This is a genomic window from Brucella pituitosa, assembly GCF_965577835.1.
In the GTDB taxonomy this organism is placed as follows: Bacteria; Pseudomonadota; Alphaproteobacteria; order Rhizobiales; family Rhizobiaceae; genus Brucella; species Brucella pituitosa.
The window spans coordinates 996,317-1,018,327 of the sequence record NZ_OZ264092.1 but is presented as its reverse complement, the minus strand read 5'-3'; the positions used below and the strand labels follow the sequence as shown (position 1 = coordinate 1,018,327).

The following is a 22,011-nucleotide window of genomic DNA, read 5'->3' as shown; positions in this document are numbered from 1 at the left end:
GAAGTTATCGTCAATCGGGCGGCTGATTGCAGATAGGTGATCGCCGCCGGTTGAACGTTTTTGCGGAGTTCCTATTTCCTGGCGATGAGCTTTCGTAAGGGGACACGACTCAATGGAATTTTTTGCCGAGCATCTGGCATTTCTTTCAAGCCCAGGCGGATGGGCCGCACTGATCACGCTGGTGACGATGGAAGTCGTCCTTGGCATCGACAATCTTATTTTCATATCGATTCTGACCAATAAGCTTCCCGCCGAGTTGCAATCCAAAGCACGGCGCATTGGCATTGGTGCAGCGCTCATTTTGCGTCTGGCATTGCTGTTTACGATCTCGATCATCGTGCAGCTTAAAGAACCGGTCTTCCACGCCTTCGATCATGGTTTCTCCTGGCGTGATATTATTCTGATCGCCGGTGGTCTTTTCCTCGTGTGGAAAGCGACCAAGGAAATCCACCACACTGTCGATCCGGAAGACGGCAAGGAGAACATCGGCGGCAAAGTCGTTCAGCTGACGATGGGAGCTGCCATCGTGCAGATATTGATCCTCGATCTGGTGTTCTCAGTCGATTCGATCATTACCGCCGTCGGTATGACCGACGAGATTGCAATCATGGTGATTGCAGTGCTTGCCGCTGTTACCGTCATGCTGCTTGCTGCTGACCCGCTGTCGCGGTTCATTGCCAACAATCCGACCATTGTGATGCTGGCGCTCGGCTTCCTGTTGATGATCGGTATGACGCTGATCGCCGATGGCTTCGGCTTCCATGTGCCAAAGGGCTATATTTATGCGGCTATGGGCTTCTCGGCGCTGGTCGAAGCTCTCAATATGCTCGCCCGGCGTAAGCGAAAACAGGGATAGTTGTCTGAAATGAAAAGCCGCCCTTTGATGAAAAGGGCGGCTTTGCTTTATCTTATGGCAATTTTGACATTCGCATAGTTGTCGGTGACAGAAATGCGCGTGCAAAGATCAGACCATTCGCAGGAGCGGCAGGCTTTGCGGAGGCTGCCTTCGGTAAAAGCTGCGCGCATCTGAGCGAGCTTCTCTGTGTTGAGGTCAAACAATGTACCTGCAGAGAGCTTTGTGCCCAACAGATCGGACACTGCCTCAAGCGCCAGCTTGTCACGAAAGACGACGCTTCTGTTGAAGCAGTGACAATCACCTTCGCAAAGCAGAGGTTGGCAAATATCGTCAGGCCCAGTGATGAGTTCGATATCTTCTCCATGCATGATCCGCCCGGCAATCGTGTCATAATTTTCCACGAAAGCCGGACTGTAGCCTTTGCCTATATAGGTCAGCATGCAAAGAAGATGATGGCCGCGCAGGCGCACAGTCATCGTTTCGTATCAGGCCTTCGCCGATGCTTTGAGAATTGCAGCACCGAGCGCCGACTTAATGAGCGCGCCGATGAGGAATGGCGTTACGCCAAACGCAACGGCCTTTTCAATGCCGATAGCGCCTGCAAGCCACGCTGCACCCAGTGCGAGGCAGAGAAGGTTTGCAGCGAGAAACGATACGAAAGCAAGGCCAGCGCGTTTGCCGTTCCAGCCGCGTTCTGCCAGATAGCCTGTCATGGCTGCGATGATCGGAAACGAGACGAGATAGCCCGCCGTCGGGCCAGCAAAATGCTGAATACCGCCTGCTCCGCCAGCCAGGACAGGCAAGCCGATCATGGCTTCGCCGAGCCATGCCAGAACGGTAACGAGGCCAAGACGCCAGCCATATAGCGCACCAATCAGTGGGACGATCAGTGTCTGCAAGGTGATCGGAACTGGAATCATCGGTACTGCGACCTGTGATGAAATCGCCAGAACCAATGTGCCGAATGCAACAGCTGCGAGACGCATTGCCGGTGAACGGGATTCCAGATTGAGTGGGCTGAACGTTGCGCGGGATTGCGTGATGCTTATCATAGCGTCCTCAAATTATAGATAAAAACTAGATTCGATCTATTTAAACTCCTGCGAAATGGTGGGTTTGGCAAGTGCGAAATTCATAAAATATATAAATCGCCATTCCCGAGGCTTAAGCATCAGGAATACAAGGAACAATTGACGTGTTTTTGAATTGGTCAGCCGACGATAGCAAAGGAATCGCGTGTTTTGCCGGAAGCAGTCTTGACCGGACGATGGCCAATCCACTGCACATGACGGGCAAGAATCGTGGCTGCAACGTCGACATCGTTTTGCCGGAGTGCTGTTAGAATCGCGCGATGATCGTGATCTGTCCGGGTTTCCCATTCCGAGCGCCAGGTGGCAAACAGAAAACGCGCACTGGCCGCGTGAAGATCATCTATGGCGGCGAGCAGGCGGGGCATTTTGCAGGGTTCGAGAATCAATCGGTGAAATCGACGATTGGCATCTTCCCAGCTTTTCACATCGCGCGATTTATCGCCCTCAAGGGTTGCCTGTTCTGCAGCATCGAGTGTGGCGCGGGTGATATGAGGGGCCGCATGACGCAGTGCCAGGACTTCCAGTGCTGCCCGCATTTCGGCTACTTCATGGAGTTCGCTGATATCAAATGACGCAACACGCACACCCCGGCGCGGTTCCGAAACGGCAAGTCCTTGCGCCTCAAGCCGCCGAAAAGCCTCGCGCACAGGCACATGGCTGGTCTCAAATTCTTCGGCAATATGATCCTGCCGCAGTTTGCTGCCCGGCTCGATCTCGCCCGCAATGATACGGTCCGCGAGGATGCGGCTGATGCGGACGGCTATGGTTTCGCCGGGAGTATCACTGGAGCGCTGTTTCATGATTTTATAGATAATTTGTTTGCAGCATCACGTCGAGGTTTAAGTGCATTATCGACATAGGAAACAGCAAATTAGCGCTTTTGCTGGACGAATGAGGCTCAATTCCTTATAACGCGCGCATTCTGCACGGAAAGCACGGTGGCCCGAGCTGTGGCCTGCCCTATTCTCATGTGACGCTTTCTCCGTGCGCTTCATTAGAACAGAACAGGGGTGCCATGGCTGGCCATTCACAGTTTAAGAATATCATGCATCGCAAAGGGCGCCAGGATGCCGTGCGGTCGAAAATGTTTTCCAAGCTCGGACGCGAAATTACTGTCGCGGCCAAGCAGGGTCTGCCTGACCCATTGATGAACCCGCGCCTGCGTCTGGCAATTCAGAACGCCAAGGCGCAGTCGATGCCGAAGGACAATATCGAACGCGCCATTAAGAAGGCCGCCGGCAATGACGGTGAAAACTATGATGAAGTGCGCTACGAGGGCCGCGGCCCGGGCGGCGTTATGGTCATCGTTGAAGCGCTGACTGACAACCGTAATCGCACCGCATCCAATGTTCGTGCTGCTTTCACCAAGTCGGGTGGCGCGCTGGGCGAAACCGGCTCTGCAGCTTTCATGTTCGATCGCGTTGGCGAGATCGTTTACAAGATTGCTGTTGGCGATGCCGACAAGGTCATGGAAGCGGCTATTGAAGCGGGTGCCGATGACGTTCAGTCCGGCGAAGAAGAGCATGTGATCCTCTGCGCCTTTGAAGACATCGGTGAAGTGTCCAAGGCCCTCGAAGCCTCATTGGGTGAAGCCGAATCGATCAAGACGATCTGGAAGCCACAGACCAATACTGAACTCGATGAGGAAAAGGCACGTTCCGTCCTCAAGCTTCTCAATGTTCTCGAAGATGATGATGACGTTCAGAATGTCTACAGCAACTTTGAAGTCAGCGATGAAGTTATGGAAAAGCTGAGCGCCTGATTTTAAGCTACAGCACACGAGATGAAAACTCCCGGCTTGTCCGGGAGTTTTTTATTGGGCGCGTTTCTTGAAATTCGGACAACAAAAAACCTCGCTAGAGCGAGGTTTTTCGTAAGTTCATCAATGACGGTATTAGATACCGAGATTGCCGAAACGGTTCTTGAACTTGGTTACGCGGCCGCCGCGATCAAGCAGGGTCTGCGAACCACCGGTCCAGGCTGGGTGCGTGGTCGGGTCGATATCGAGGTTCATCGTATCGCCTTCTTTGCCCCAGGTCGAGCGGGTCGAGTATTCGGTGCCATCGGTCATCACGACCTTGATGGTGTGGTAGTCGGGATGGATATCAGCTTTCATCTTCTCAATCCTGAAAGTCTGGGAAGAAAAGCCCAGCTCTAATGTTTAAAACTGCGGCACTTTCGCCCAATGGCAGATATGAAGACCCGTTACTTGCAGGCAACGGCTTCCAAAAGGGTTGGCGAGCCTATACATCAGGCGCACAGCAATAACAAGGGCGCAATCTCAAGAATGGCCAGCAGAGACAGTCAAATTCGCATGAATCCCGATTTCGATGCACAGGAAGGCCGTAAACGCCGCTCGCTGAAGCCTCTGAAGCGTATGATCCCCTTCCTTTCACGCTATAAGATTCTGGTTGTGGGCGCTCTTTTCTCGCTGGTTCTTGCTGCTGTGACGACGCTTGCCGTTCCAGTCGCCGTACGCCGGATGATCGATCACGGTTTCACGGGCGCTAATGCGATCTTCGTCAATAATTATTTCGGCATGCTTGTGGCACTGGCGCTCATTTTGGCCGTTGCCTCGGGGCTTCGCTATTTCTTTGTTATCTCGCTCGGCGAACGCGTGGTGGCTGACTTGCGCAATGCGGTGTTCTCGCATGTCACCAGTCTTTCGCCGGAATTCTTTGACCGCTCGCAATCGGGCGAAATCGTTTCGCGTCTGTCAGTCGATACCACGCAGATCAAGTCAGTTGTTGGCGCGACCGCTTCTGTTGCACTGCGGAACCTTATTCTCGGCATCGGCGCGCTCATCATGATGGTGATCACAAGCCCGAAGCTCTCTGCGCTGGTGATCGGAGCCATTCCGCTGATCGTTATCCCGCTGATTGCTTTTGGTCGCTCTGTGCGCCGTCGCTCACGCATGACGCAGGATATGCTTGCCCATGCCAATGCCTATGCGAGCGAACAAATTGGTGCCATGCGCACTTTGCAGGCCTTCACCAATGAAAATATGGTGGTGGGCCGCTTTGCGGGCGCTGTCGAAAAGGCCTATCAGGCCGCACGCTCCTCGATCAAGGCACGCGCAATCCTGACCGGGTTTGCTATTTTCCTGATTTTTTCCAGTGTTGTCGCCGTCCTTTGGTTCGGTTCGCGTGATGTGCTGTCTGGCACTATGACGGCGGGTACATTGGGTCAGTTCGTTCTCTATGCTGTTTTTGCGGCCAGCGCATTCGGTGCACTTTCGGAAGTGGGCGGTGAACTCGCGCAGGCGGCTGGAGCCACAGAGCGTCTTGCAGAGATTCTCGATGAGAATCCCGATATTGCAGCGCCTTTGAAGCCAGTCGCATTGCCAGAACCGCCGCGCGGGGAATTAAGCTTCGATAAGGTGCATTTCTCTTATCCGACACGTCCTGATGCTCCTTCACTCAATGGCGTGAGCTTTACTGTAAAGCCCGGTGAGACGGTTGCGATCGTTGGGCCATCAGGTGCAGGTAAAAGCACGATCTTCTCGCTGGTGATGCGCTATTACGATCCACAGGCAGGTTCTGTGCTGATGGACGGTGTGGTGCTGCCTGAAGCGGATCCTGTCGCTGTGCGTGCGCGTATTGCTGTGGTGCCACAGGATGTAGCAATCTTTGCAACCAGCATTCGTGAGAATATTGGTTTTGGCAGGCCGGGTGCGAGCGACGCCGACATTGAAGCGGCCGCGAAAGCCGCTTTGGCGCATGATTTCATTCTGGCGCTGGACAAGGGCTATGACACAGAGGTTGGTGAGCGCGGTGTCACGCTTTCCGGTGGTCAGCGTCAGCGCATTGCCATAGCGCGCGCTATCTTGCGAGCTGCGCCAATCTTGCTGCTTGATGAAGCGACGTCTGCGCTGGATGCAGAAAGTGAAATGCTGGTGCAAAAGGCGCTTGATAGTCTGATGGATAATCGCACGACGCTTGTCGTGGCTCACCGTCTGGCGACCGTGCTTAAAGCCGACCGTATTCTGGTGCTCGATAAGGGCCAGATCGTGGAAGAAGGCACGCATCAGACTCTTGTTGCACAGGGCGGCATTTATGCGCGCCTCGCCAAGCTGCAGTTTGAGGCCGGCGCAGGCGTTTTCGGCAAATGAAAAGGGGGCCATTGAGCCCCCTTACTTATTTTGCGCTCATCTTATCCGAAAACCGCTTCACACTTTTCGGGATGCGCTCTTTTATCTCTCAGTGAGTTTCAGCTCGATACGGCGGTTTCTGGCGCGGGCATCGGGCGCGTCTGAACTATCGAGTGGCTGATATTCGCCGAAGCCGGCTGCGACAAGCCTGTTGGCTGGAACGCCGTTAGCGATCAGATATTTCACCACAGCCGTCGCACGAGCCGAAGAAAGTTCCCAGTTGTCACGGAAGCGACCCATGCCTGTGAGCGGTACGTTATCGGTATGCCCATCAACACGCAGAACCCAGTTGATGTCGTCCGGGATTTCCTGATTGAGCGTGATAACCGCATCAGCGAGCTTTTTCATTTCGTCCTGCCCCGCAGGGTTGAGGTCAGACGAACCAGTCGGGAAAAGCACCTCTGACTGGAACACGAAACGGTCGCCGACAATGCGGATGTTTTCCTTGTCCGACAGGATCGCACGCAGGCGGCCGAAGAAATCCGAGCGATAGCGGTTAAGTTCCTGCACGCGCTGTGCCAGTGCCACATTGAGGCGGCGGCCAAGATCGGCAATCTTGGCATTCGATTCGCGGTCACGCGATTCGGAAGCGTTGAGCGCATCTTCAAGTGCTGCAATCTGGCGCCGAAGAGCGGAAATCTGCTGATTGAGCAGTTCCACTTGCGAAAGCGCCTGCGCGCTGACCTGCTTCTCCGCATCAAGGCTCTGGCCAAGTTCGCCTGCGCGCTTTTCTGCAGCAGCACCTGCGCCGGTTCCTTCATTGAGCAAAGCTTGAAGACGTGAACGCTCGCTTTCAGCGCCTGAAAGCGAAGCTTGCAGGTTGGCAATCGTGTCCTGCATATCTTGCGAATTGCTTTTTTCGAGCGACAGTAGCTGCGTCAGTTCCTGTATCTGGCTGTTGAGACGTGCAAGCGCGCTGTCCTTGCTGTCGACATCGCGGCTTAACAGAAACTGCCCCAGCACGAAGACCGTCAGCAGGAACATAATGGCCAGAAGCAGGGTCGTCAGCGCATCAACAAAGCCGGGCCAGTAATCGACATGACGCTGTGGGCGGCGGTTACGAGCAAGAGCCATGATGCTTACTCCGGCCGCTTGTTGTCGGTCGGCCGCTCATTTGCGGCTTTTGAGCCGATGGCTTTGTTGAGACGGTCGAGCGTCTCGCGGATGGCTTTTTGTTCTTCCGCCTGTTTCTCGACCCAGTCGCGCATCATCTGCTGTTCGCTGCGCATGCTTTTGACGAGCCCCTGAATGCCTTCAGCCAGATTGGCGAGTGCTGCCGATGTGCGCTGGCTGGAGGCCTCGCCACCTTGCAGGTTCTGCACGTGTTCGGCGAGGTTGCGCATACCACCGATATTCTCTTCCGGCGACAGATCGGAGTTAAGATCCGTGACCGACGAAAGCCAGTTTTCAAGTTCGGTGTAGAAGCGGTTCTGCGCGCGTCCTGCTTGCAGATCAAGAAAGCCTAAGATTAGCGAGCCGGAAAGGCCAAAGAGCGAGGATGAGAACGCAGTGCCCATACCTGAAAGCGGCGCTTGCAAACCGGCTTTGAGCGAATCGAGTACATCGGTTGTGCTGCCGGAGCCTGGATCAAGCGACTGAATGGTCTTACCGATGGAACCGACTGTCTCAAGCAGCCCCCAGAAAGTGCCGAGCAGGCCGAGGAACACCAGAAGGCCGATCAGATAGCGCGATATATCGCGGCTTTCATCAAGGCGTGTGGCAATCGAATCAAGGATGGAGCGCATCGACGCGGTTGTGAGCGCCATGGATTGCCTGCGCCCGATCAAAGCACGCATGGGAGCCAGCAGCACAGGTGGACGCGTGGCTCCGTCGCGTTCACCATCGCGGAATGAATTGACCCAGCGGATTTCCGGGAGCAATCGCAGCACCTGACCGAATGCCAGCAGGATGCCTATGAGCAGAACACCGAAAATCAGGCCATTTAGACCGGGATTGGTGACGAAGAATGTGTGGATCTGCCGCATGAGCACCGCTGCCAGAAATGCAACGATGATGAGAAAGATCACCATGGAGAGAATGACAATTCTCGGGCTGCTCAGGCGGTAGGGGTCATAGTCCCGCGCATCGTCCAGTCGTTCCCGTGAAAGTCTCAAATCGCTCATGCGTTTCGCTCCATGGATATCCTTAGGGATAGCTTTGTGATCGCGAGCCTACTGCATAATTGGTTGGAGCGGAATCGCCTGGCGCGAAAAAATAATGCGCCCCGGTTGTATCATCGGGGCGCATTACAGATCTCGAAAGACTGGTCACATTAGATTGGTTTGTTGACCGTCTTGAGCAATGCCTTTTGTATAATTTCATTGCCAGCAACAATGGTCTTGGTGCCGAAGATATCCTGACCGCCGTTCTTATCGGAGATAAAGCCGCCAGCTTCGCGGATCATCAGCATGCCTGCGCCGAGATCCCACGGATGCATGCCATCTTCCCAGAAACCGTCAAGCCGGCCTGCAGCAACATAGGCCAGATCAAGAGCAACAGCGCCCATGCGGCGAATGCCAGCTGTTTCGGCCATGACATTGCGCAGTTCGACGAGGTAATGGCCGTGATGGCCGCGTCCCAGATGCGGAATGCCGGTGCCGATCACGCAATCGACCAGCTTGGAACGGGCTGCAACACGCAGACGACGATCATTGAGGAACACGCCGCCGCCGCGCTCAGCGGTGTAGAGTTCGTCCATCGCTGGATTGTAAATGACGCCAGCAACGATCTGGCCCTGACGCTCGAGAGCGATAGAGACTGCGAAAACTGGAATACCGTGCAGGAAGTTGGTGGTGCCGTCGAGTGGATCAACCAGCCAGCGATGCTGACCGTCCTTGGATTCGACCTCACCCGATTCTTCCATCAGGAAGCCGAAATCCGGGCGGGCGCGACTCAATTCCGTGTAGATGATCTTTTCCGCTTTGCGGTCGGCCTGGCTGACGTAGTCGCCGGGGCCTTTAAGGGAAACCTGAAGATTCTGGACTTCGCCGAAGTCGCGCGCGAGGCTGCGGCCGGCCTTCATAGCGGCCTGTACCATGACATTGAGAAGGGCTGAGCGGGCCATTTCTTTTATCCTTTTTGGCGTGATCCCGAAACGTGGCTTCCAGCTGGATCACACAGTTATAGTAGACATCTTGATGCTTCGGACGCGGAGGCGCCTGAAAACAATCGGGGAATTGAGTAATCTGAGAAAGAACAGTCACAGTTTAGAGCGCATCTTGTCCGAAAACCGCTTCGCACTTTTCGGGATGCGCTCTAGCTGTGACAAAACATGCGGCGCCTGAAACAAGCGCCGCATGTTGATAAGCGTGTTTATGCGCGGCTGATGTATGTCAGTTCGCTGGTGTCAACGATCACGCGTTCGCCAGAAGCGATGAATGGCGGAACGAGGATGCGGATACCGTTTTCAAGCACAGCTGGCTTGTATGAAGAAGCAGCAGTCTGACCTTTGACAACCGGATCGGCTTCGACGATTGCAAGTGTCACCTGTTCCGGAAGACGAATGCCGATTGGCTTTTCTTCGTAAAGTTCAACAGTGACCATCATGCCGTCCTGAAGGAAGGCTGCACGGTCGCCAACGAAATCTTTCAGAAGTTCGAGCTGTTCATAGGATTCGGTGTCCATGAAAATCAGCGCTTCGCCCTGTTCGTAAAGGAACGAAAAGTCCTTCTGTTCCAGACGGACGCGCTCAACAGTTTCAGCAGCGCGAAAACGTTCATTGAGCTTGGTGCCGGTGATGAGGTTCTTCAGTTCAACCTGATTATAGGCACCGCCTTTGCCAGGCTTGACGGCATTGGTCTTGACCGCAGCCCACAGGCCGCCATCATGCTCGATGACATTGCCGGGGCGGATTTCGTTACCATTGATCTTCATGAGCTTAATCCGGGAATAAATGTGAAAACTGTTGCGGCCCGGCGCATCACGACAGAAAGGCAATCTCCCGCTTTATTTCGGGGATTGCGTCCATCTTTAACTCGAACCACGATAATAGGGTCTCCAAGACCATAAAACGAGGCTTTGTGCAAGCCTGAGCAAGCATTCAGCTTATTCTGAATGCCAAAATCAGCGTCAAATTCGTCAAATAGGTGGTGACTTTTCGGGTCTTTTCGATCACGCAGCTCTGGATTTCATCGCAATTTCTTGGGGCTAGATACCAAAATCTGCCCTACGTCTGAACACAAGTTCTTTCTGTGAGACCGCAGGAGATTTGATTTGCTGCGGCCGTTTAGTCCTCTCAAGTGGGCGAGGTACAGTACCTACGTCTATCAGGCCGGCGAGAAGGCTTATGAAAGCCAGTAAGGTCAGCTCCTGGGGAATGGGTCAAAAGGCAAAGAATGGAAAAAACGCGTCCCTTATGGTGACGCGCTTTTTTGCATTTTTAAACGTGAACGATGCCCGATATCACCGGACGCGAAGATTGTTAGCGGTCTGGATCGCTTCCTTGAGTTGCTCGTCCGACAAACCATCCATCATGTCATTGAGATCGGGCGAATGGAAACCGGCGCGCTGTGCGATGACATACCAGGCGGCAGATTTTACCAGATCACCATCTGTGCCGATGCCATCACGATAAAGGCGGGCGAGCCATGCCTGTGCCAACACCATACCGCGTTGGGCGGCAATCTGCATCCAGCCAAAGCCTTGTTCGTAATTGCGGTCGCCACCGCGGCCTTCGATCAGCCAACGCCCCAGATCATATTGTGCGGTGTCATAGCCCTTGCGCGCTGCAAGAAGCAGATATTCACGCGCCTTCTTGTCATCCTTTGAAATTTTGTCAGTGCCGTTGGCGTAAACTTGGCTGATTGCATATTCTGCATCGGGCAGTTTTGCTGCGGCCGCCTTTTCAAACCAAGGGAAGGCCTGATCGATTCCTGCCTTGCCGGATGCCTTCATCATGACAAGCTGGCCGTAATTGAACTGTGCCATCGCATTGCCGCCTTCGGCAGCTTTTTGCATCAGTTGAGTAGCTTTGGCGGTGTCTTTCTGAATGTATTGGCCCTGAAGCAAGAGGGCAGCGTAGCGAAACTGAGCTTCGTTAACGCCATTTTCTGCAGCCTTGGCATACCATTCGGCAGCTTTCTTCTGATCGGCAGGCACACCCAGCCCCCGGGCGTAGATTTCAGCGATAAGAGTTTGCGATGCCGGGTCGCCTTTTTCGGCCTGTGGCTTGGCGAGATTAAAGGCCGTCAAATAAAGCCCGCGCTGATAAGCGCCAAAAGCTTCATCGGCAGGTTTGTCGCCGAACCTGCTGGGATCGATGTGAGGCAAGGTGTTTGTGGACGCGGGCTGCGGCAGCATCTTTGGCTTTTCCGCAGGCTTGTCGCTTTTACCGTCATGTTTTTTTTGCGCGCCCGCCGGTTCGTCTGCAGCCATTGCAGCAGGAACGGACGCAACAAAGATCAAAACCGTGGCGAGAAGAATTCTGCTCTTCATGGGGCGTACAAAACCTTGGCGGATTTAGTTTTCGAAGCGAGGGGCATTTTCATCAAGAAGCCGGTTGGCTTCCGCTACGGCCTTTGCAGGGTCTTCTGCTTCAAAGACTGCACGTCCAAGGGCCACAAAATCAGCACCGGTCTGGGATGCTTCAATAACGCTTTCTACAGTGTTGCCGGCCTGTGCAACACTTGGAATCTCAACCAGTTCGGCCCACCAGCCGGCCAGTGCCAGATTGCGCGGGTGAGCTTCTGGCTTGTTATCCGCGCCAATCTTGCCAAAGAAAACGTAATCGGGCTGTAATTCACCAATTTCCATAGCGCTGTGACGATCACGAAGATTGCCTGTTCCAACGATGAATTTTGGTGTGTGCTTTTCGATGGCTTCAGCAAGCTCGGCTGCCTTACCTTCGATGTGAATGCCATCGGCACCGACGCGGCCAGCGATACGTGTATCGTTGAGAATGATTGCAGCAGCGCCTTTTTCCTGAATAACGGCAACGGCCTTTTGGGCAGATGCCTGAAACGTCGCTTCATCCAGATCGCCGCCGTCGAGAATCACGCTCGCAACATCGCCACCCGAAAGCGCTGCAGATAGGAGTTTTGCCAGTGCATCACCATTCGAGATCGGTGGTGCAACCAGCAAAAGGCGGCAGCGTTCGTTATCTTTTGTAGCAGTTGGCGCGTTCATAAACCAAACCTAGCGAAAAATGTTGATGGAATTCGGGCATAAAGTAAGAGGAGTTCGTTGAACAGCCCCTTTGCATTTATGGGGTATTTGCGGGCCAGTGTTCGGGGGCGATGAAAGCCTCGTGTTGGCATTATGTTATCCACTGGAACGAAAGTTGATTGGAACCAACCGGGTTCTGCCGGAATTACCAGTTATATAGGCGGCAATGAGTGCTGCGCTATTGCAGACGAAAAACAAACGGCAGGCAGGCGAAATGACGAATGAAACGGCGAAAATAGTGCCAAAGATTCGCGATACACGCATCGACGTGTTTCGTGCTTTGGCCCTGCTTACGATTTTCATCAATCATGTACCCGGAACGATTTTCGAGCACTTCACGCATAAGAATCTCGGCTTTTCCGATTCTGCCGAAGCTTTTGTTCTGATTTCAGGCATGGCTGTAGCCTTGGCCTATGGCGGCAAGTTTGCGCCGGGCAATCGTCTCGTGCTGACATTGAAAATGTGGCGCCGTGCGTGTGTGCTTTATACGGCCCACATTATGACGACGCTTGCAACGATTGGTATTTTTGCTGCCGCTGCCATTTTCCTCAAGCATCGTGAGCTTCTGACCCAGATCAATATCGGGCCGCTGGTCAAGCAGCCGGTTGAAGCTCTGCTTGGCCTCGTCACGCTTGGACATCAGCTCGGCTACAACAACATTCTCTCGATGTATGCCGTCATGCTTCTTATGACGCCGCTACTGCTTCTGCTTGCACGCATCAGCCTTTCGCTGATGGTCGCTGTGTCTGGTACGGTATGGTTGCTGTCGGGTCTGTATGGTGTGGCCCCTATCAACTATCCGACCGGAGGTGTCTGGTTCCTTAATCCTTTGTCGTGGCAGTTTCTGTTTGCCATTGGTATTGCTGGTACGATCCATGTTCGTCGCGGCGGTAAGCTGCCGACACATCCTGCGCTGATTACAGTTGCTGTCGGTTACCTGGTACTCTCGCTTGCTTGGGTTCGTATTCCGCTTTGGGGTATCGACGCTTCGATGGGTATGCCGGCAGTTCTGACCGGTTTCGACAAGACTTTCCTTTCGGCTCCGCGTCTTCTGCATGTGCTGGCGATGGCTTATCTGATCGCGGTTGTTCCGACACTGAACAGCATTGCGCGGACGTCTCCGGATAATCCGCTCGCTATTCTAGGCAAGCATTCGCTGCCTGTCTTCATTGCCGGTACGCTGCTGGCGATGGTTGCACAGGTGATGAAGCTCGTTAATCCGGGTGGCCTGCCATATGACACATTGCTGATCGCAACCGGTGTCGTGATGCAATTCGCACTGGCTTATTATCTTGAGTGGCTGCCGACTATCGGTTGGGGCAAGAAGCCAGCGGCAAAGTCTGTAGCGGCCGAAGGAACCAAGGTTCCTGCTGCTTCAAACCCAAAGCCTGCTTTACAGCACGGTTAATAAGCCAGTTTCAAAAGCCGCTTTCGGGCGGCTTTTTCGTTTGGGATGCGCTATACGAACGGTGATTTTCCACAGCGCACCCGCGATATTAACTCTTCATTAATCTTAATAGCGTTAAATGGTTTACATCCAGTTCGGCTGGATTCTTACCGAGTGGTTTAGCCACTCTGTTTGACGCCTCCCTGTTAAACTCCTGAGAGCCGCCTTTGCGGCTCTTTTTTTATGCTTTTCCGGGGAATCACAGCGTATGTGCGCGACTTCTCTATTCGGCTCTTTGCAAGCTTCATTTAAAACCTCCCAAAAATATTAACCGAACGTTAAACATAAACTTGCGCGACCGTGCATGAAGGTGCAATTTGTCGTGGACTTGTCTAATGCAGCTGTTCCGTCCCAGCTCTCCTCATGGTCGAACGACTGTTCAGTAATTTTCATTCGCATTCAAGTGACGAGAATGCGAGCAACAGAATGTCCGCCCGTTGTGCGGTCATGTAAGGTGGCAGAGCAGTGATTAGCGAACAGGGACAGATGCCGGGTAACATGATCAGCCTTGCTGAACGCATGGTGTTCTCGGATTCCTTCAAGCCGATTTACAGTGAAGGCATGGATATGGTCGAGGAAGCTGCGAGCTATCTCGACGGTGAGGGCCGCGAAGAAGCGCGCAATCTCTCGCGCGTTGCCGCGACGCTTTATGCTGCCGAATCGATGCGCATGACCACCCGTCTGATGCAGGTTGCTTCCTGGCTCCTGTTGCAGCGCGCTGCCCGCAACGGTGAAATGTCCCGCCAGCAGGTAGCGGCTGAGAAGGCTAAGGTTCGTCTTGATACGCCTTCAGCCGGTGATGTCGCTCCGGGCTGGAATGAACTTCCATTCGCATTCATTGAGCTCATCGAACGCTCGATCCGCCTTCAGGCGCGTGTCCGCCGCATGGATCGCAATGTATATGGTGAAGTCGTTTCCCTGCAAAGCGCTCCGCGTGGCAATCCGGTGTCGGATCAGATCGTACTGCTCAAGACGGCTTTTGGCGCTTCCTAAGATTTCGCTTTTGATAGCCTGCAAATGGCGTTCTTTTGCGCTTCCGGTGCTCATGTACCTTTAAGTACACTGCGCTCCGGTTCTCAAAGAACACCATTTTCGACTCATCAAAGCCAAAATCTGCGCAGGCGACCTGCATCATCTGATGCGTATGTTTCTCTTTTGTTCACATTTATGCTGTCAAGTGAACCTGTCTGAGGATAGGGTTCACTTATGAAAGAAACGATTCGCATCATTGGCATTGATCCGGGGCTCCGCCGTACCGGTTGGGGCGTTGTCGAATCGCTTGGAAATTCCCTGCATTTCATTGGCTCTGGCACTGTGACGTCTAATGCCGAGATGGATCTGGCTTCGCGGCTTTGCCAGCTGCATGAGGGGCTGTCCAAAGTTCTGCATGAATTCATGCCGCATGAAGCAGCGGTTGAGCATACATTCGTCAACAAGGATGCGACGGCCACGCTGAAGCTCGGGCAAGCGCGCGGTATTGCACTTCTGGCACCGGCACAGGTGGGGCTTCCTGTTGCGGAATATGCGCCCAATGCCGTCAAGAAGGCGGTCATTGGTGTCGGCCATGGCGAAAAACAGCAGATTCATATGATGGTGAAGGTTCTGATGCCGCGTGCAACATTCGATACAAGCGATGCTGCCGATGCGCTCGCCATTGCCATTTGCCATGCACATCACCGTCAGAGCATTGTCAGCGCACGCAGAATGCAGGCGCTTCTAAGTTAACGCGTATCTTGTTCCGAAAACCGTTACACACTTTTCGGGATGCGCTGGCAGCGGGGTAAAATCAGAATGATCGGCAAGCTTAAGGGCGTGATCGATGAAATCGCTGAGGATCATGCCGTTATCGACGTGCATGGTGTCGGCTATGTTGCCTTTTGTTCCGCTCGAACGCTCGGTAATCTGGGTGGGGCAGGCGAGGCGGCTATTCTGTTTATCGAGACCTATGTGCGTGAGGACATGATCCGCCTTTATGGTTTCGGATCGCAGCTTGAGCGCGAATGGTTTCGTCTGTTGCAGAATGTGCAGGGTGTGGGTGCCAAGGTGGCGCTTGCCGTGCTTGGAACATTGACGCCGCCTGAGCTTGCCAATGCCATTGCGCTGCGTGATCTCGCAATGGTTTCACGTGCGCCGGGTGTTGGCAAAAAGGTGGCCGAACGCATTGTTACTGAATTGAAGAACAAGGCACCTGCTTTTGCGGGTGATGCAAGCGGGACTATCGGTCTCAAGCAGGAGCTCGGCGCAGGTGCAGCCCCTGCTCCCGTAACTGATGCTGTTTCAGCACTTTCCAATTTAGGATATTCACGCGATCAGGCGGCGAACGCTGTGGCTGCAGCCTTGAGGGAAGCTGGTGATGATGCCGATTCGGCCAAGCTCATTCGTCTTGGCCTTAAGGAGCTGTCGCGGTGAACTACTTGTCTCGACTTAGCGATCGTGCGAGGAGGGAGCCATGAGCGACCGTAATCCTCTTATCGATGCTGACCTGCGTGGCGAAGACGCCGACAGCACATTGCGCCCACAAACGCTTAACGATTTTGTCGGGCAGGCGGCGGCGCGCGCCAATCTCAAGGTGTTTATCGAAGCCGCCAAGGTTCGCGGCGAAGCGCTCGATCATGTGCTCTTCGTCGGGCCTCCGGGACTGGGCAAAACGACGCTCGCGCAAATCATGGCCAAGGAACTTGGCGTCAATTTCCGCTCGACCTCTGGTCCAGTGATTGCGAAGGCCGGTGATCTGGCAGCACTTCTCACCAATCTTGAAGACCGCGATGTGCTCTTCATTGATGAAATTCATCGTCTTAGCCCGGCTGTTGAGGAAATTCTCTATCCGGCGATGGAAGATTTCCAGCTCGATCTCATCATTGGTGAAGGTCCTGCGGCGCGTTCGGTCAAGATCGATCTGGCGAAATTCACGCTGGTTGCTGCAACGACACGTCTTGGGCTGCTGACCACGCCTTTGCGGGATCGTTTCGGTATTCCGGTCAGGCTCAATTTCTATACTGTTGAAGAGCTCGAATATATTGTGCGCCGTGGTGCACGCATCATGCAGATGGGCATTTCGCCTGATGGCGCGCTGGAAGTCGCGCGCCGTTCGCGTGGGACACCGCGTATTGCAGGCCGTCTGTTGCGCCGAGTGCGCGATTTTGCGCTGGTCGCGGGCGTCGATGTAATTGATCGCAAGATTGCCGATGAAGCTTTGTCGCGGCTTGAAGTGGATAATCGTGGCTTTGATCAGCTTGACCGGCGTTATCTCGATATGATCGCGCGGAATTTTGGCGGCGGTCCGGTCGGAATTGAAACCATTGCAGCCGGCTTGTCTGAACCGCGTGATGCCATCGAAGACATTATCGAACCCTATATGATCCAGCAGGGATTTTTGCAGCGCACGCCGCGCGGGCGTGTTCTGACTGCACTCGCCTGGCAACATATGGGACTGGCAGCACCTGCCGAAGTGGCCCAGCAATCGCAGTTCGGCCTTTTCATGGAAGACGAATAGTTATGGATCATGCGCAGGTTGCGGGCGAACTGAAAGACGGGACCCATCATCTCTATGCCCGTATCTATTATGCCGATACGGATTTCTCGGGCTTCGTTTATCACGGTCGCTATCTCGAATTTTACGAGCGCGGCCGCACCGATTTCCTGCGTCTCCAGGATGTTCACCATATCGAGCTTGCTGAAGGTTCGCTGGGCGAGGAAATGGTCTGGGTCGTTCGCCGCATGGAGATCGACTACAAATCACCTGCGAAAATGGATGATCTGATCTTGGTGGAAACCCGTGTCAGCGAAATTCGCGGGGCACGGGTCATCATGGCGCAGAAGATCACCTGTGACGGCCGATTGCTGTCAGAAGCCAAGGTTGAAGCGGTCATGATTACCAAACAGGGCCATCCCCGCCGTATTCCGGATGAATGGCGCGAAGCTTTTCAGAAAGCTGACTGAGTTTTTTGAGTGCCCTGCAATAATTAACGGGCAAGCTCGTCTTCTCAGCAAATGCTAACGCATCTTTAACCATAATATTCCATTAATGATGATGACGGAATCGGTTGAAGGGCCGGGTTGAAGCGTAGCGCCTTCCTTTCACCAAAATTAACCGTAACAAGCGCTGTGAGGATTTAAAGTTGAAATCCGAAATGGCGGTTGTGGCGTAGAGCGTCAGCATATCCGTCAGGGTGTGCAAAAAGCTCGTTAGATAAAGCTGCGCAGGTTGAGGCGTTCGGAAAGCGGACGTTTCTTGAATAATTTGCGATGCCGCCCGGTCAAGAGGCCGGGCGTTTGGATTCGAGGACGGTAGATCGATGGAAAATGTTGCGCTCGCGGCCCCTGCCGCCGATATTACCCTCTGGGGCCTGTTCATGCAGGCGGGCTGGGTCGTTAAGCTGGTTATGCTTGGTCTCGTGGTCGCCTCGGTCTGGACATGGGCTATCATCGTGGACAAAATTGTTGCTTATGGACGCGCGCGTCGCGCGATTGATCGCTTTGAACAGGCGTTCTGGTCCGGGCAGTCGCTGGAAGAATTATACCGCAATCTCAATGATCGCCGAACCACTGGCATGGCGTCGATTTTCATGGCTGCCATGCGCGAGTGGAAAAAGTCGTTTGAGAAGGGTGCGCGCTCTCCGATTGCACTTCAGATGCGTATCGACAAGGCTATGGATGTGGCTCTGGCGCGAGAAAGCGACAAGCTGGAATCGCGCTTAGGCTTTCTTGCGACAATCGGTTCTGCTGCTCCCTTTATCGGCCTGTTCGGTACGGTTGTCGGTATTATGACGTCGTTCCAGGCAATTGCTGCATCGAAGAACACCAATCTCGCGGTCGTGGCACCGGGTATCGCGGAAGCGCTGCTTGCAACAGCTATTGGTCTGCTTGCCGCTATCCCTGCTGTTATCGCCTACAACAAGCTTTCGAGCGATGCGGGTAAGGTCAATGGTCGGCTTGAAGGCTTTGCGGACGAGTTCTCTGCCATACTGTCGCGCCAAATTGATGAGAAGCTGACGCCGCGCAGCTAAAACATGTCGCGGAAAAGTGGGAACCGGTTTTCCGATAACGACATGCGTGAAAACAAAAAATAGAGCGTTCCAGCATCAAAGTTAAATCGAGCCTTCGGGAATATTGAAATGGGCATGTCGGTTGGAAATCAGGGAATGCAGTCAGGCGGACGCCGCAGGCGTGGTCGCAAGAAGGCATTGATGAGTGAAATCAACGTTACGCCATTCGTGGACGTGATGCTGGTGCTGCTTATCATCTTCATGGTCTCTGCTCCGCTTTTGACAGTCGGCGTGCCTATCGATCTGCCGGATACGCAGGCGAAAGCCATGAATGCTGACACACAGCCGATCACTGTATCGGTGAACAGTGAAGGCCAGATCTATCTGCAGGAAACTGAAATTCCGCTTGATGAAGTTGTTGCCAAACTTCAGGCTATTGCCAAGACCGGTTATGAAGAGCGCATTTTCGTGCGCGGTGACAAGTCTGCCGATTACGGCACTGTCATGAAGGTCATGGCTCGCATTTCCGCCGCCGGTTTCAAGAATATCGGCCTTGTGACACTCCAGGAGCAGGATAGCTGACGCCATCATGAAGGCTGGCCTGACATCTTCTGTAGCGCTCCATACCGTCGTTATCGCGCTGGGGCTCTTCTCCTTTTCCTCGCCGAAGGCATTCGACGTGCAGGATTCGGAGTCGTTTCCGGTCGACATCGTGCCGATCGAATCGATTACCCAGATCCAGCAGGGCGATAAGACCGCGCCGATGAAGGAAAAGTCGGCGCCTGTTCCGACGAAAAAACCACAGACCGTGCCTGATGCTCAGAATGTTGGCGATCAGGAAGTAGATACCCAAACACCGCCACGGCCTGAAAACAAGGCCAAGCCGATTGAAGCGGCTGAGGAACCCAAAGCGCAGCCGGAGCCGGTCAAGAAGCCGGAACCGAAGCCTGATCCAAAGCCTGAACCTAAGCCACAGGACAAGCCAACGCCGGTGCCTGCGACTGAAGTGCAAACAAAGCCTGAAGAAAAGCAGGACGTGAAACCTGATCCGGTGGCGGAAGCCATTGAGAAACAGGCCGAAGCACCGGATCAGACCGCGCCGAAATTGCCGGACAATGTTCCAGCACCGCAGGCAAAGCCAAAACCGCCACAGGCGCAGACCGCCAAGACGCCGGATCGCAAGCCAACGGAAGATCAGAAGAAGTCTCAAACTGCTTCTCAGACATCGCAGTCGAAGAATGACGCGATTGCCGATGAGGTTGCAGCTCTTCTGAACAAGCAGAAGGCGTCTGGCGGCGGCGCAAAGCGTTCGACCGATCAGGCATCGCTGGGCGGCAAGAAGAATACTGGCGGCTCCAAGCTGAGCCAGAGTGAAATGGATGCCCTGCGTGGTGCGATTTCCAAGTGCTGGAACGTGCCTGCCGGTGTGGCAGATGCGCCTGGTCTTGTTGTGACGGTCAAGATGCAACTTAATCAGGACGGCTCAATTCAAGGCACCCCGCAGGTAACTTCCGGTGGTGGTGGTGATGGTGTGGGCCGGGCGGCAGCTGAAAGCGCCAAGCGGGCTGTGGCTCGCTGCGCACCATACAATCTGCCTGCAGACAAATATGATTCATGGTCGGAAGTAATCGTCAACTTCGACCCGAGCGAAATGTTCTGATCAGCTTGGCTGGTCACTCCTAACGAATGCCTGAATGAGGCCCGCCAATAAGGCCCCTCAATAAGGTCTCTGCATAGTTCCCTAGGAATTATGCAGCAAATCTAAACTGTTAGAGCGACCTTTGTGCGCCCAATAGGGCGCACGGCACTCTAAGGACAAAAGAGGTCCCTGAAGACATGAAGATCGGCATCATGAAAACAAAGATCCGGACAGTTTTTTCGGCTTTCGCCTGTATGATTGCTGCAAGCCTTGTTGCTACCATGCCTGCGCGCGCGGTGGTGGAAATCAACATCAACAAGGGTGTGGTAGAGCCATTACCGGTAGCGATCACCGATTTCCTATCGGGCGATCAGCTCGGAGCGAATATCACATCGGTCATTGCGGCAGATCTTGAACGTTCGGGCCTTTTCGCACCGATCAACAAGAATGCATTCATTGAAAAGATTTCCAACCCGGACGCAACGCCGCGTTTTGAAGATTGGAAAGTCATCAATGCACAGGCACTGGTCACGGGCCGTATCACCAAGCAGCCGGATGGCAGGCTTAAGGCTGAATTCCGTCTTTGGGATACGTTTGGTGGTCAGCAGCTGATCGGTCAGCAGTTTTTCACAACACCGGATAACTGGCGTCGTGTTGCTCACATCATCGCGGATGCGATCTATGAACGCCTGACCGGTGAAAAGGGTTACTTCGATACGCGAATTGTTTTTGTTGATGAATCAGGTCCAGCACAGAAGCGCGTAAAGCGTTTGGCTATCATGGATCAGGACGGCGCCAATGTGCGTTATCTGTCCGATGGCCGTGATATGGCGCTGACGCCGCGCTTCTCGCCTAATCGTCAGGAAGTCACTTACATGTCGTTTGCTGGTGGTCAGCCGCGTGTTTATCTGCTGCAGCTTGAAACAGGTCAGCGTGAACTCGTTGGTAACTTCCCGGGCATGTCGATTGCACCGCGCTTTTCGCCTGACGGCCAGAAGGTTGTGATGAGCCTCCTGCAGGATGACGGTAGCGCGAACGTCTATACAATGGACTTGCGTAACCGGACCACAACGCGCCTCACCAACAGCCAGGCGATTGATACCAGTGCATCCTATTCGCCAGATGGTTCGCAGATCGTATTTTCATCAGATCGTGGCGGACGCCCACAGCTCTATGTGATGGGTGCTGATGGTTCCAATCCGCGTCGTATCTCCGCAGGTGACGGCAGCTACTCCACTCCCGTCTGGTCGCCACGTGGTGATTTGATCGCTTTCACAAAGCAGTCGCAGGGACAGTTCTCCATCGGTGTCATGAAGACCGATGGTACGGGTGAGCGTCTGTTGACTTCGGGCTTCCACAACGAAGGTCCGACCTGGGCTCCGAACGGCCGTGTCCTGATGTTCTTCCGCAAGGCAGCAGGTGCCGGTGGCCCACGGCTCTTTACGATTGATCTGACTGGCCGCAACGAACGCCAGATCCAGACCCCGAACTTCGGTTCCGATCCGGCCTGGTCGCCGCTGCTCGAGTAGTCTGTTGAGCGTAGCTAACAAGTTTGAAGGCGCGAAACGCAGGTTTCGCGCCTTTTTTTATGGCAAATTGCCATAATCCGGGTCCGCGGGCCGTGTTTCTGCCGCATTTAGCCATCACTGGCTAAAAACAGAATTGCTGCCGGGAAAACCGG

At 54.1% G+C, this 22,011-nt stretch carries 23 protein-coding genes; 13 read left to right on the top strand and 10 right to left on the bottom strand.

Going from position 1 to position 22,011, the window contains the following annotated elements:
• Positions 1-112: 112 nt before the first annotated feature.
• Complete coding sequence (locus ACSME1_RS04925; protein ID WP_024895733.1) at positions 113-856, top strand: TerC family protein; 744 nt, start codon at positions 113-115, stop codon at positions 854-856.
• A gap of 47 nt (positions 857-903) precedes the next feature.
• Here ACSME1_RS04925 and ACSME1_RS04920 read toward each other — a convergent pair whose 3' ends face one another.
• The 3 genes from ACSME1_RS04920 to ACSME1_RS04910 form a co-directional block, all read right to left on the bottom strand.
• Positions 904-1,332, bottom strand: coding sequence for a DUF1284 domain-containing protein (locus ACSME1_RS04920; protein WP_105706851.1), 429 nt, complete (start codon positions 1,330-1,332; stop codon positions 904-906).
• 9 nt (positions 1,333-1,341) lie between these two features.
• Entirely contained in the window at positions 1,342-1,908 is a 567-nt protein-coding gene (locus ACSME1_RS04915; protein WP_105706850.1) for a biotin transporter BioY, read from the bottom strand.
• 158 nt (positions 1,909-2,066) lie between these two features.
• Entirely contained in the window at positions 2,067-2,747 is a 681-nt protein-coding gene (locus tag ACSME1_RS04910; RefSeq protein WP_105706848.1) for a GntR family transcriptional regulator, read from the bottom strand.
• Between the two features lie 215 nt (positions 2,748-2,962).
• Between ACSME1_RS04910 and ACSME1_RS04905 the strand changes: the two genes are divergently transcribed.
• Positions 2,963-3,709 (top strand): YebC/PmpR family DNA-binding transcriptional regulator, encoded by a 747-nt coding sequence (locus ACSME1_RS04905; RefSeq protein ID WP_024895729.1) that lies wholly within the window; start codon positions 2,963-2,965, stop codon positions 3,707-3,709.
• 132 nt (positions 3,710-3,841) lie between these two features.
• On the opposite strand, the gene rpmE is transcribed toward ACSME1_RS04905, so the two are convergent.
• Positions 3,842-4,063, bottom strand: coding sequence for a 50S ribosomal protein L31 (rpmE, locus tag ACSME1_RS04900; RefSeq protein WP_024895728.1), 222 nt, complete (start codon positions 4,061-4,063; stop codon positions 3,842-3,844).
• A 69-nt stretch (positions 4,064-4,132) separates the two neighbouring features.
• Between rpmE and ACSME1_RS04895 the strand changes: the two genes are divergently transcribed.
• Positions 4,133-6,058: an ABC transporter transmembrane domain-containing protein gene (locus tag ACSME1_RS04895; RefSeq protein WP_105706846.1), complete on the top strand. Its 1,926-nt coding sequence runs from the start codon at positions 4,133-4,135 to the stop codon at positions 6,056-6,058.
• 81 nt (positions 6,059-6,139) lie between these two features.
• On the opposite strand, the gene ACSME1_RS04890 is transcribed toward ACSME1_RS04895, so the two are convergent.
• The 6 genes from ACSME1_RS04890 to ACSME1_RS04865 all read right to left on the bottom strand — a co-directional run bounded on the left by ACSME1_RS04890 (position 6,140) and on the right by ACSME1_RS04865 (position 12,220).
• Positions 6,140-7,171 (bottom strand): peptidoglycan -binding protein, encoded by a 1,032-nt coding sequence (locus ACSME1_RS04890; protein ID WP_024895726.1) that lies wholly within the window; start codon positions 7,169-7,171, stop codon positions 6,140-6,142.
• Positions 7,172-7,176: 5 nt separating this feature from the next.
• Positions 7,177-8,220: a MotA/TolQ/ExbB proton channel family protein gene (locus tag ACSME1_RS04885; protein WP_024895725.1), complete on the bottom strand. Its 1,044-nt coding sequence runs from the start codon at positions 8,218-8,220 to the stop codon at positions 7,177-7,179.
• A gap of 149 nt (positions 8,221-8,369) precedes the next feature.
• Complete coding sequence (locus ACSME1_RS04880; RefSeq protein WP_024895724.1) at positions 8,370-9,161, bottom strand: inositol monophosphatase family protein; 792 nt, start codon at positions 9,159-9,161, stop codon at positions 8,370-8,372.
• A 248-nt stretch (positions 9,162-9,409) separates the two neighbouring features.
• Positions 9,410-9,970: an elongation factor P gene (gene efp / locus ACSME1_RS04875; protein WP_024895723.1), complete on the bottom strand. Its 561-nt coding sequence runs from the start codon at positions 9,968-9,970 to the stop codon at positions 9,410-9,412.
• Between the two features lie 528 nt (positions 9,971-10,498).
• Positions 10,499-11,470 carry a tetratricopeptide repeat protein gene (locus ACSME1_RS04870; RefSeq protein ID WP_374844480.1) on the bottom strand — a complete coding sequence of 324 codons (972 nt, stop codon included), beginning with the start codon at positions 11,468-11,470 and terminating at the stop codon, positions 10,499-10,501.
• An 84-nt stretch (positions 11,471-11,554) separates the two neighbouring features.
• Positions 11,555-12,220: a thiamine phosphate synthase gene (locus tag ACSME1_RS04865; protein WP_024895721.1), complete on the bottom strand. Its 666-nt coding sequence runs from the start codon at positions 12,218-12,220 to the stop codon at positions 11,555-11,557.
• Between the two features lie 253 nt (positions 12,221-12,473).
• Between ACSME1_RS04865 and ACSME1_RS04860 the strand changes: the two genes are divergently transcribed.
• From ACSME1_RS04860 to tolB, 10 genes are all read left to right on the top strand, one after another.
• A complete protein-coding gene (locus ACSME1_RS04860) occupies positions 12,474-13,667 on the top strand; it encodes an OpgC family protein (protein ID WP_100560075.1) in 1,194 nt (397 codons plus the stop codon).
• Between the two features lie 525 nt (positions 13,668-14,192).
• On the top strand, positions 14,193-14,699 hold the full coding sequence (gene rcdA / locus ACSME1_RS04855) for a protease adaptor protein RcdA (RefSeq protein WP_024895719.1): 507 nt from the start codon (positions 14,193-14,195) through the stop codon (positions 14,697-14,699).
• A gap of 213 nt (positions 14,700-14,912) precedes the next feature.
• Positions 14,913-15,431: a crossover junction endodeoxyribonuclease RuvC gene (ruvC, locus tag ACSME1_RS04850; protein ID WP_024895718.1), complete on the top strand. Its 519-nt coding sequence runs from the start codon at positions 14,913-14,915 to the stop codon at positions 15,429-15,431.
• 66 nt (positions 15,432-15,497) lie between these two features.
• Positions 15,498-16,115, top strand: a complete 618-nt coding sequence (gene ruvA, locus ACSME1_RS04845) for a Holliday junction branch migration protein RuvA (protein WP_024895717.1) — start codon at positions 15,498-15,500, stop codon at positions 16,113-16,115.
• 40 nt (positions 16,116-16,155) lie between these two features.
• Positions 16,156-17,199 carry a Holliday junction branch migration DNA helicase RuvB gene (ruvB, locus tag ACSME1_RS04840; protein WP_024895716.1) on the top strand — a complete coding sequence of 348 codons (1,044 nt, stop codon included), beginning with the start codon at positions 16,156-16,158 and terminating at the stop codon, positions 17,197-17,199.
• Between the two features lie 2 nt (positions 17,200-17,201).
• Positions 17,202-17,645, top strand: coding sequence for a YbgC/FadM family acyl-CoA thioesterase (locus tag ACSME1_RS04835; RefSeq protein ID WP_024895715.1), 444 nt, complete (start codon positions 17,202-17,204; stop codon positions 17,643-17,645).
• Between the two features lie 356 nt (positions 17,646-18,001).
• Positions 18,002-18,712, top strand: coding sequence for a protein TolQ (gene tolQ / locus ACSME1_RS04830; RefSeq protein WP_024895714.1), 711 nt, complete (start codon positions 18,002-18,004; stop codon positions 18,710-18,712).
• A 108-nt stretch (positions 18,713-18,820) separates the two neighbouring features.
• Entirely contained in the window at positions 18,821-19,273 is a 453-nt protein-coding gene (gene tolR, locus ACSME1_RS04825; RefSeq protein ID WP_024895713.1) for a protein TolR, read from the top strand.
• Between the two features lie 7 nt (positions 19,274-19,280).
• Complete coding sequence (locus tag ACSME1_RS04820; RefSeq protein ID WP_024895712.1) at positions 19,281-20,351, top strand: cell envelope integrity protein TolA; 1,071 nt, start codon at positions 19,281-19,283, stop codon at positions 20,349-20,351.
• Positions 20,352-20,527: 176 nt separating this feature from the next.
• Positions 20,528-21,859: a Tol-Pal system beta propeller repeat protein TolB gene (gene tolB, locus ACSME1_RS04815; protein ID WP_024895711.1), complete on the top strand. Its 1,332-nt coding sequence runs from the start codon at positions 20,528-20,530 to the stop codon at positions 21,857-21,859.
• Positions 21,860-22,011: the final 152 nt, after the last annotated feature.

Excerpts from the sequence above, each read along its gene's own strand:
- ACSME1_RS04925 (WP_024895733.1), top strand. The coding sequence starts at position 113 with ATGGAATTTTTTGCCGAGCATCTGGCATTTCTTTCAAGCCCAGGCGGA.
- ruvA (WP_024895717.1), top strand. The coding sequence starts at position 15,498 with ATGATCGGCAAGCTTAAGGGCGTGATCGATGAAATCGCTGAGGATCAT.
- ACSME1_RS04920 (WP_105706851.1), bottom strand. The coding sequence starts at position 1,332 with ATGACTGTGCGCCTGCGCGGCCATCATCTTCTTTGCATGCTGACCTAT.
- ACSME1_RS04890 (WP_024895726.1), bottom strand. The coding sequence starts at position 7,171 with ATGGCTCTTGCTCGTAACCGCCGCCCACAGCGTCATGTCGATTACTGG.
- ACSME1_RS04915 (WP_105706850.1), bottom strand. The coding sequence starts at position 1,908 with ATGATAAGCATCACGCAATCCCGCGCAACGTTCAGCCCACTCAATCTG.
- rpmE (WP_024895728.1), bottom strand. The coding sequence starts at position 4,063 with ATGAAAGCTGATATCCATCCCGACTACCACACCATCAAGGTCGTGATG.
- ACSME1_RS04860 (WP_100560075.1), top strand. The coding sequence starts at position 12,474 with ATGACGAATGAAACGGCGAAAATAGTGCCAAAGATTCGCGATACACGC.
- ACSME1_RS04820 (WP_024895712.1), top strand. The coding sequence starts at position 19,281 with ATGAAGGCTGGCCTGACATCTTCTGTAGCGCTCCATACCGTCGTTATC.
- ACSME1_RS04880 (WP_024895724.1), bottom strand. The coding sequence starts at position 9,161 with ATGGCCCGCTCAGCCCTTCTCAATGTCATGGTACAGGCCGCTATGAAG.
- ACSME1_RS04910 (WP_105706848.1), bottom strand. The coding sequence starts at position 2,747 with ATGAAACAGCGCTCCAGTGATACTCCCGGCGAAACCATAGCCGTCCGC.
- ACSME1_RS04895 (WP_105706846.1), top strand. The coding sequence starts at position 4,133 with ATGGCAGATATGAAGACCCGTTACTTGCAGGCAACGGCTTCCAAAAGG.
- tolR (WP_024895713.1), top strand. The coding sequence starts at position 18,821 with ATGGGCATGTCGGTTGGAAATCAGGGAATGCAGTCAGGCGGACGCCGC.
- efp (WP_024895723.1), bottom strand. The coding sequence starts at position 9,970 with ATGAAGATCAATGGTAACGAAATCCGCCCCGGCAATGTCATCGAGCAT.
- ACSME1_RS04865 (WP_024895721.1), bottom strand. The coding sequence starts at position 12,220 with ATGAACGCGCCAACTGCTACAAAAGATAACGAACGCTGCCGCCTTTTG.
- ruvC (WP_024895718.1), top strand. The coding sequence starts at position 14,913 with ATGAAAGAAACGATTCGCATCATTGGCATTGATCCGGGGCTCCGCCGT.
- ACSME1_RS04870 (WP_374844480.1), bottom strand. The coding sequence starts at position 11,470 with ATGGCTGCAGACGAACCGGCGGGCGCGCAAAAAAAACATGACGGTAAA.
- ACSME1_RS04835 (WP_024895715.1), top strand. The coding sequence starts at position 17,202 with ATGGATCATGCGCAGGTTGCGGGCGAACTGAAAGACGGGACCCATCAT.
- tolB (WP_024895711.1), top strand. The coding sequence starts at position 20,528 with ATGAAGATCGGCATCATGAAAACAAAGATCCGGACAGTTTTTTCGGCT.
- ruvB (WP_024895716.1), top strand. The coding sequence starts at position 16,156 with ATGAGCGACCGTAATCCTCTTATCGATGCTGACCTGCGTGGCGAAGAC.
- tolQ (WP_024895714.1), top strand. The coding sequence starts at position 18,002 with ATGGAAAATGTTGCGCTCGCGGCCCCTGCCGCCGATATTACCCTCTGG.
- ACSME1_RS04885 (WP_024895725.1), bottom strand. The coding sequence starts at position 8,220 with ATGAGCGATTTGAGACTTTCACGGGAACGACTGGACGATGCGCGGGAC.
- ACSME1_RS04905 (WP_024895729.1), top strand. The coding sequence starts at position 2,963 with ATGGCTGGCCATTCACAGTTTAAGAATATCATGCATCGCAAAGGGCGC.
- rcdA (WP_024895719.1), top strand. The coding sequence starts at position 14,193 with ATGCCGGGTAACATGATCAGCCTTGCTGAACGCATGGTGTTCTCGGAT.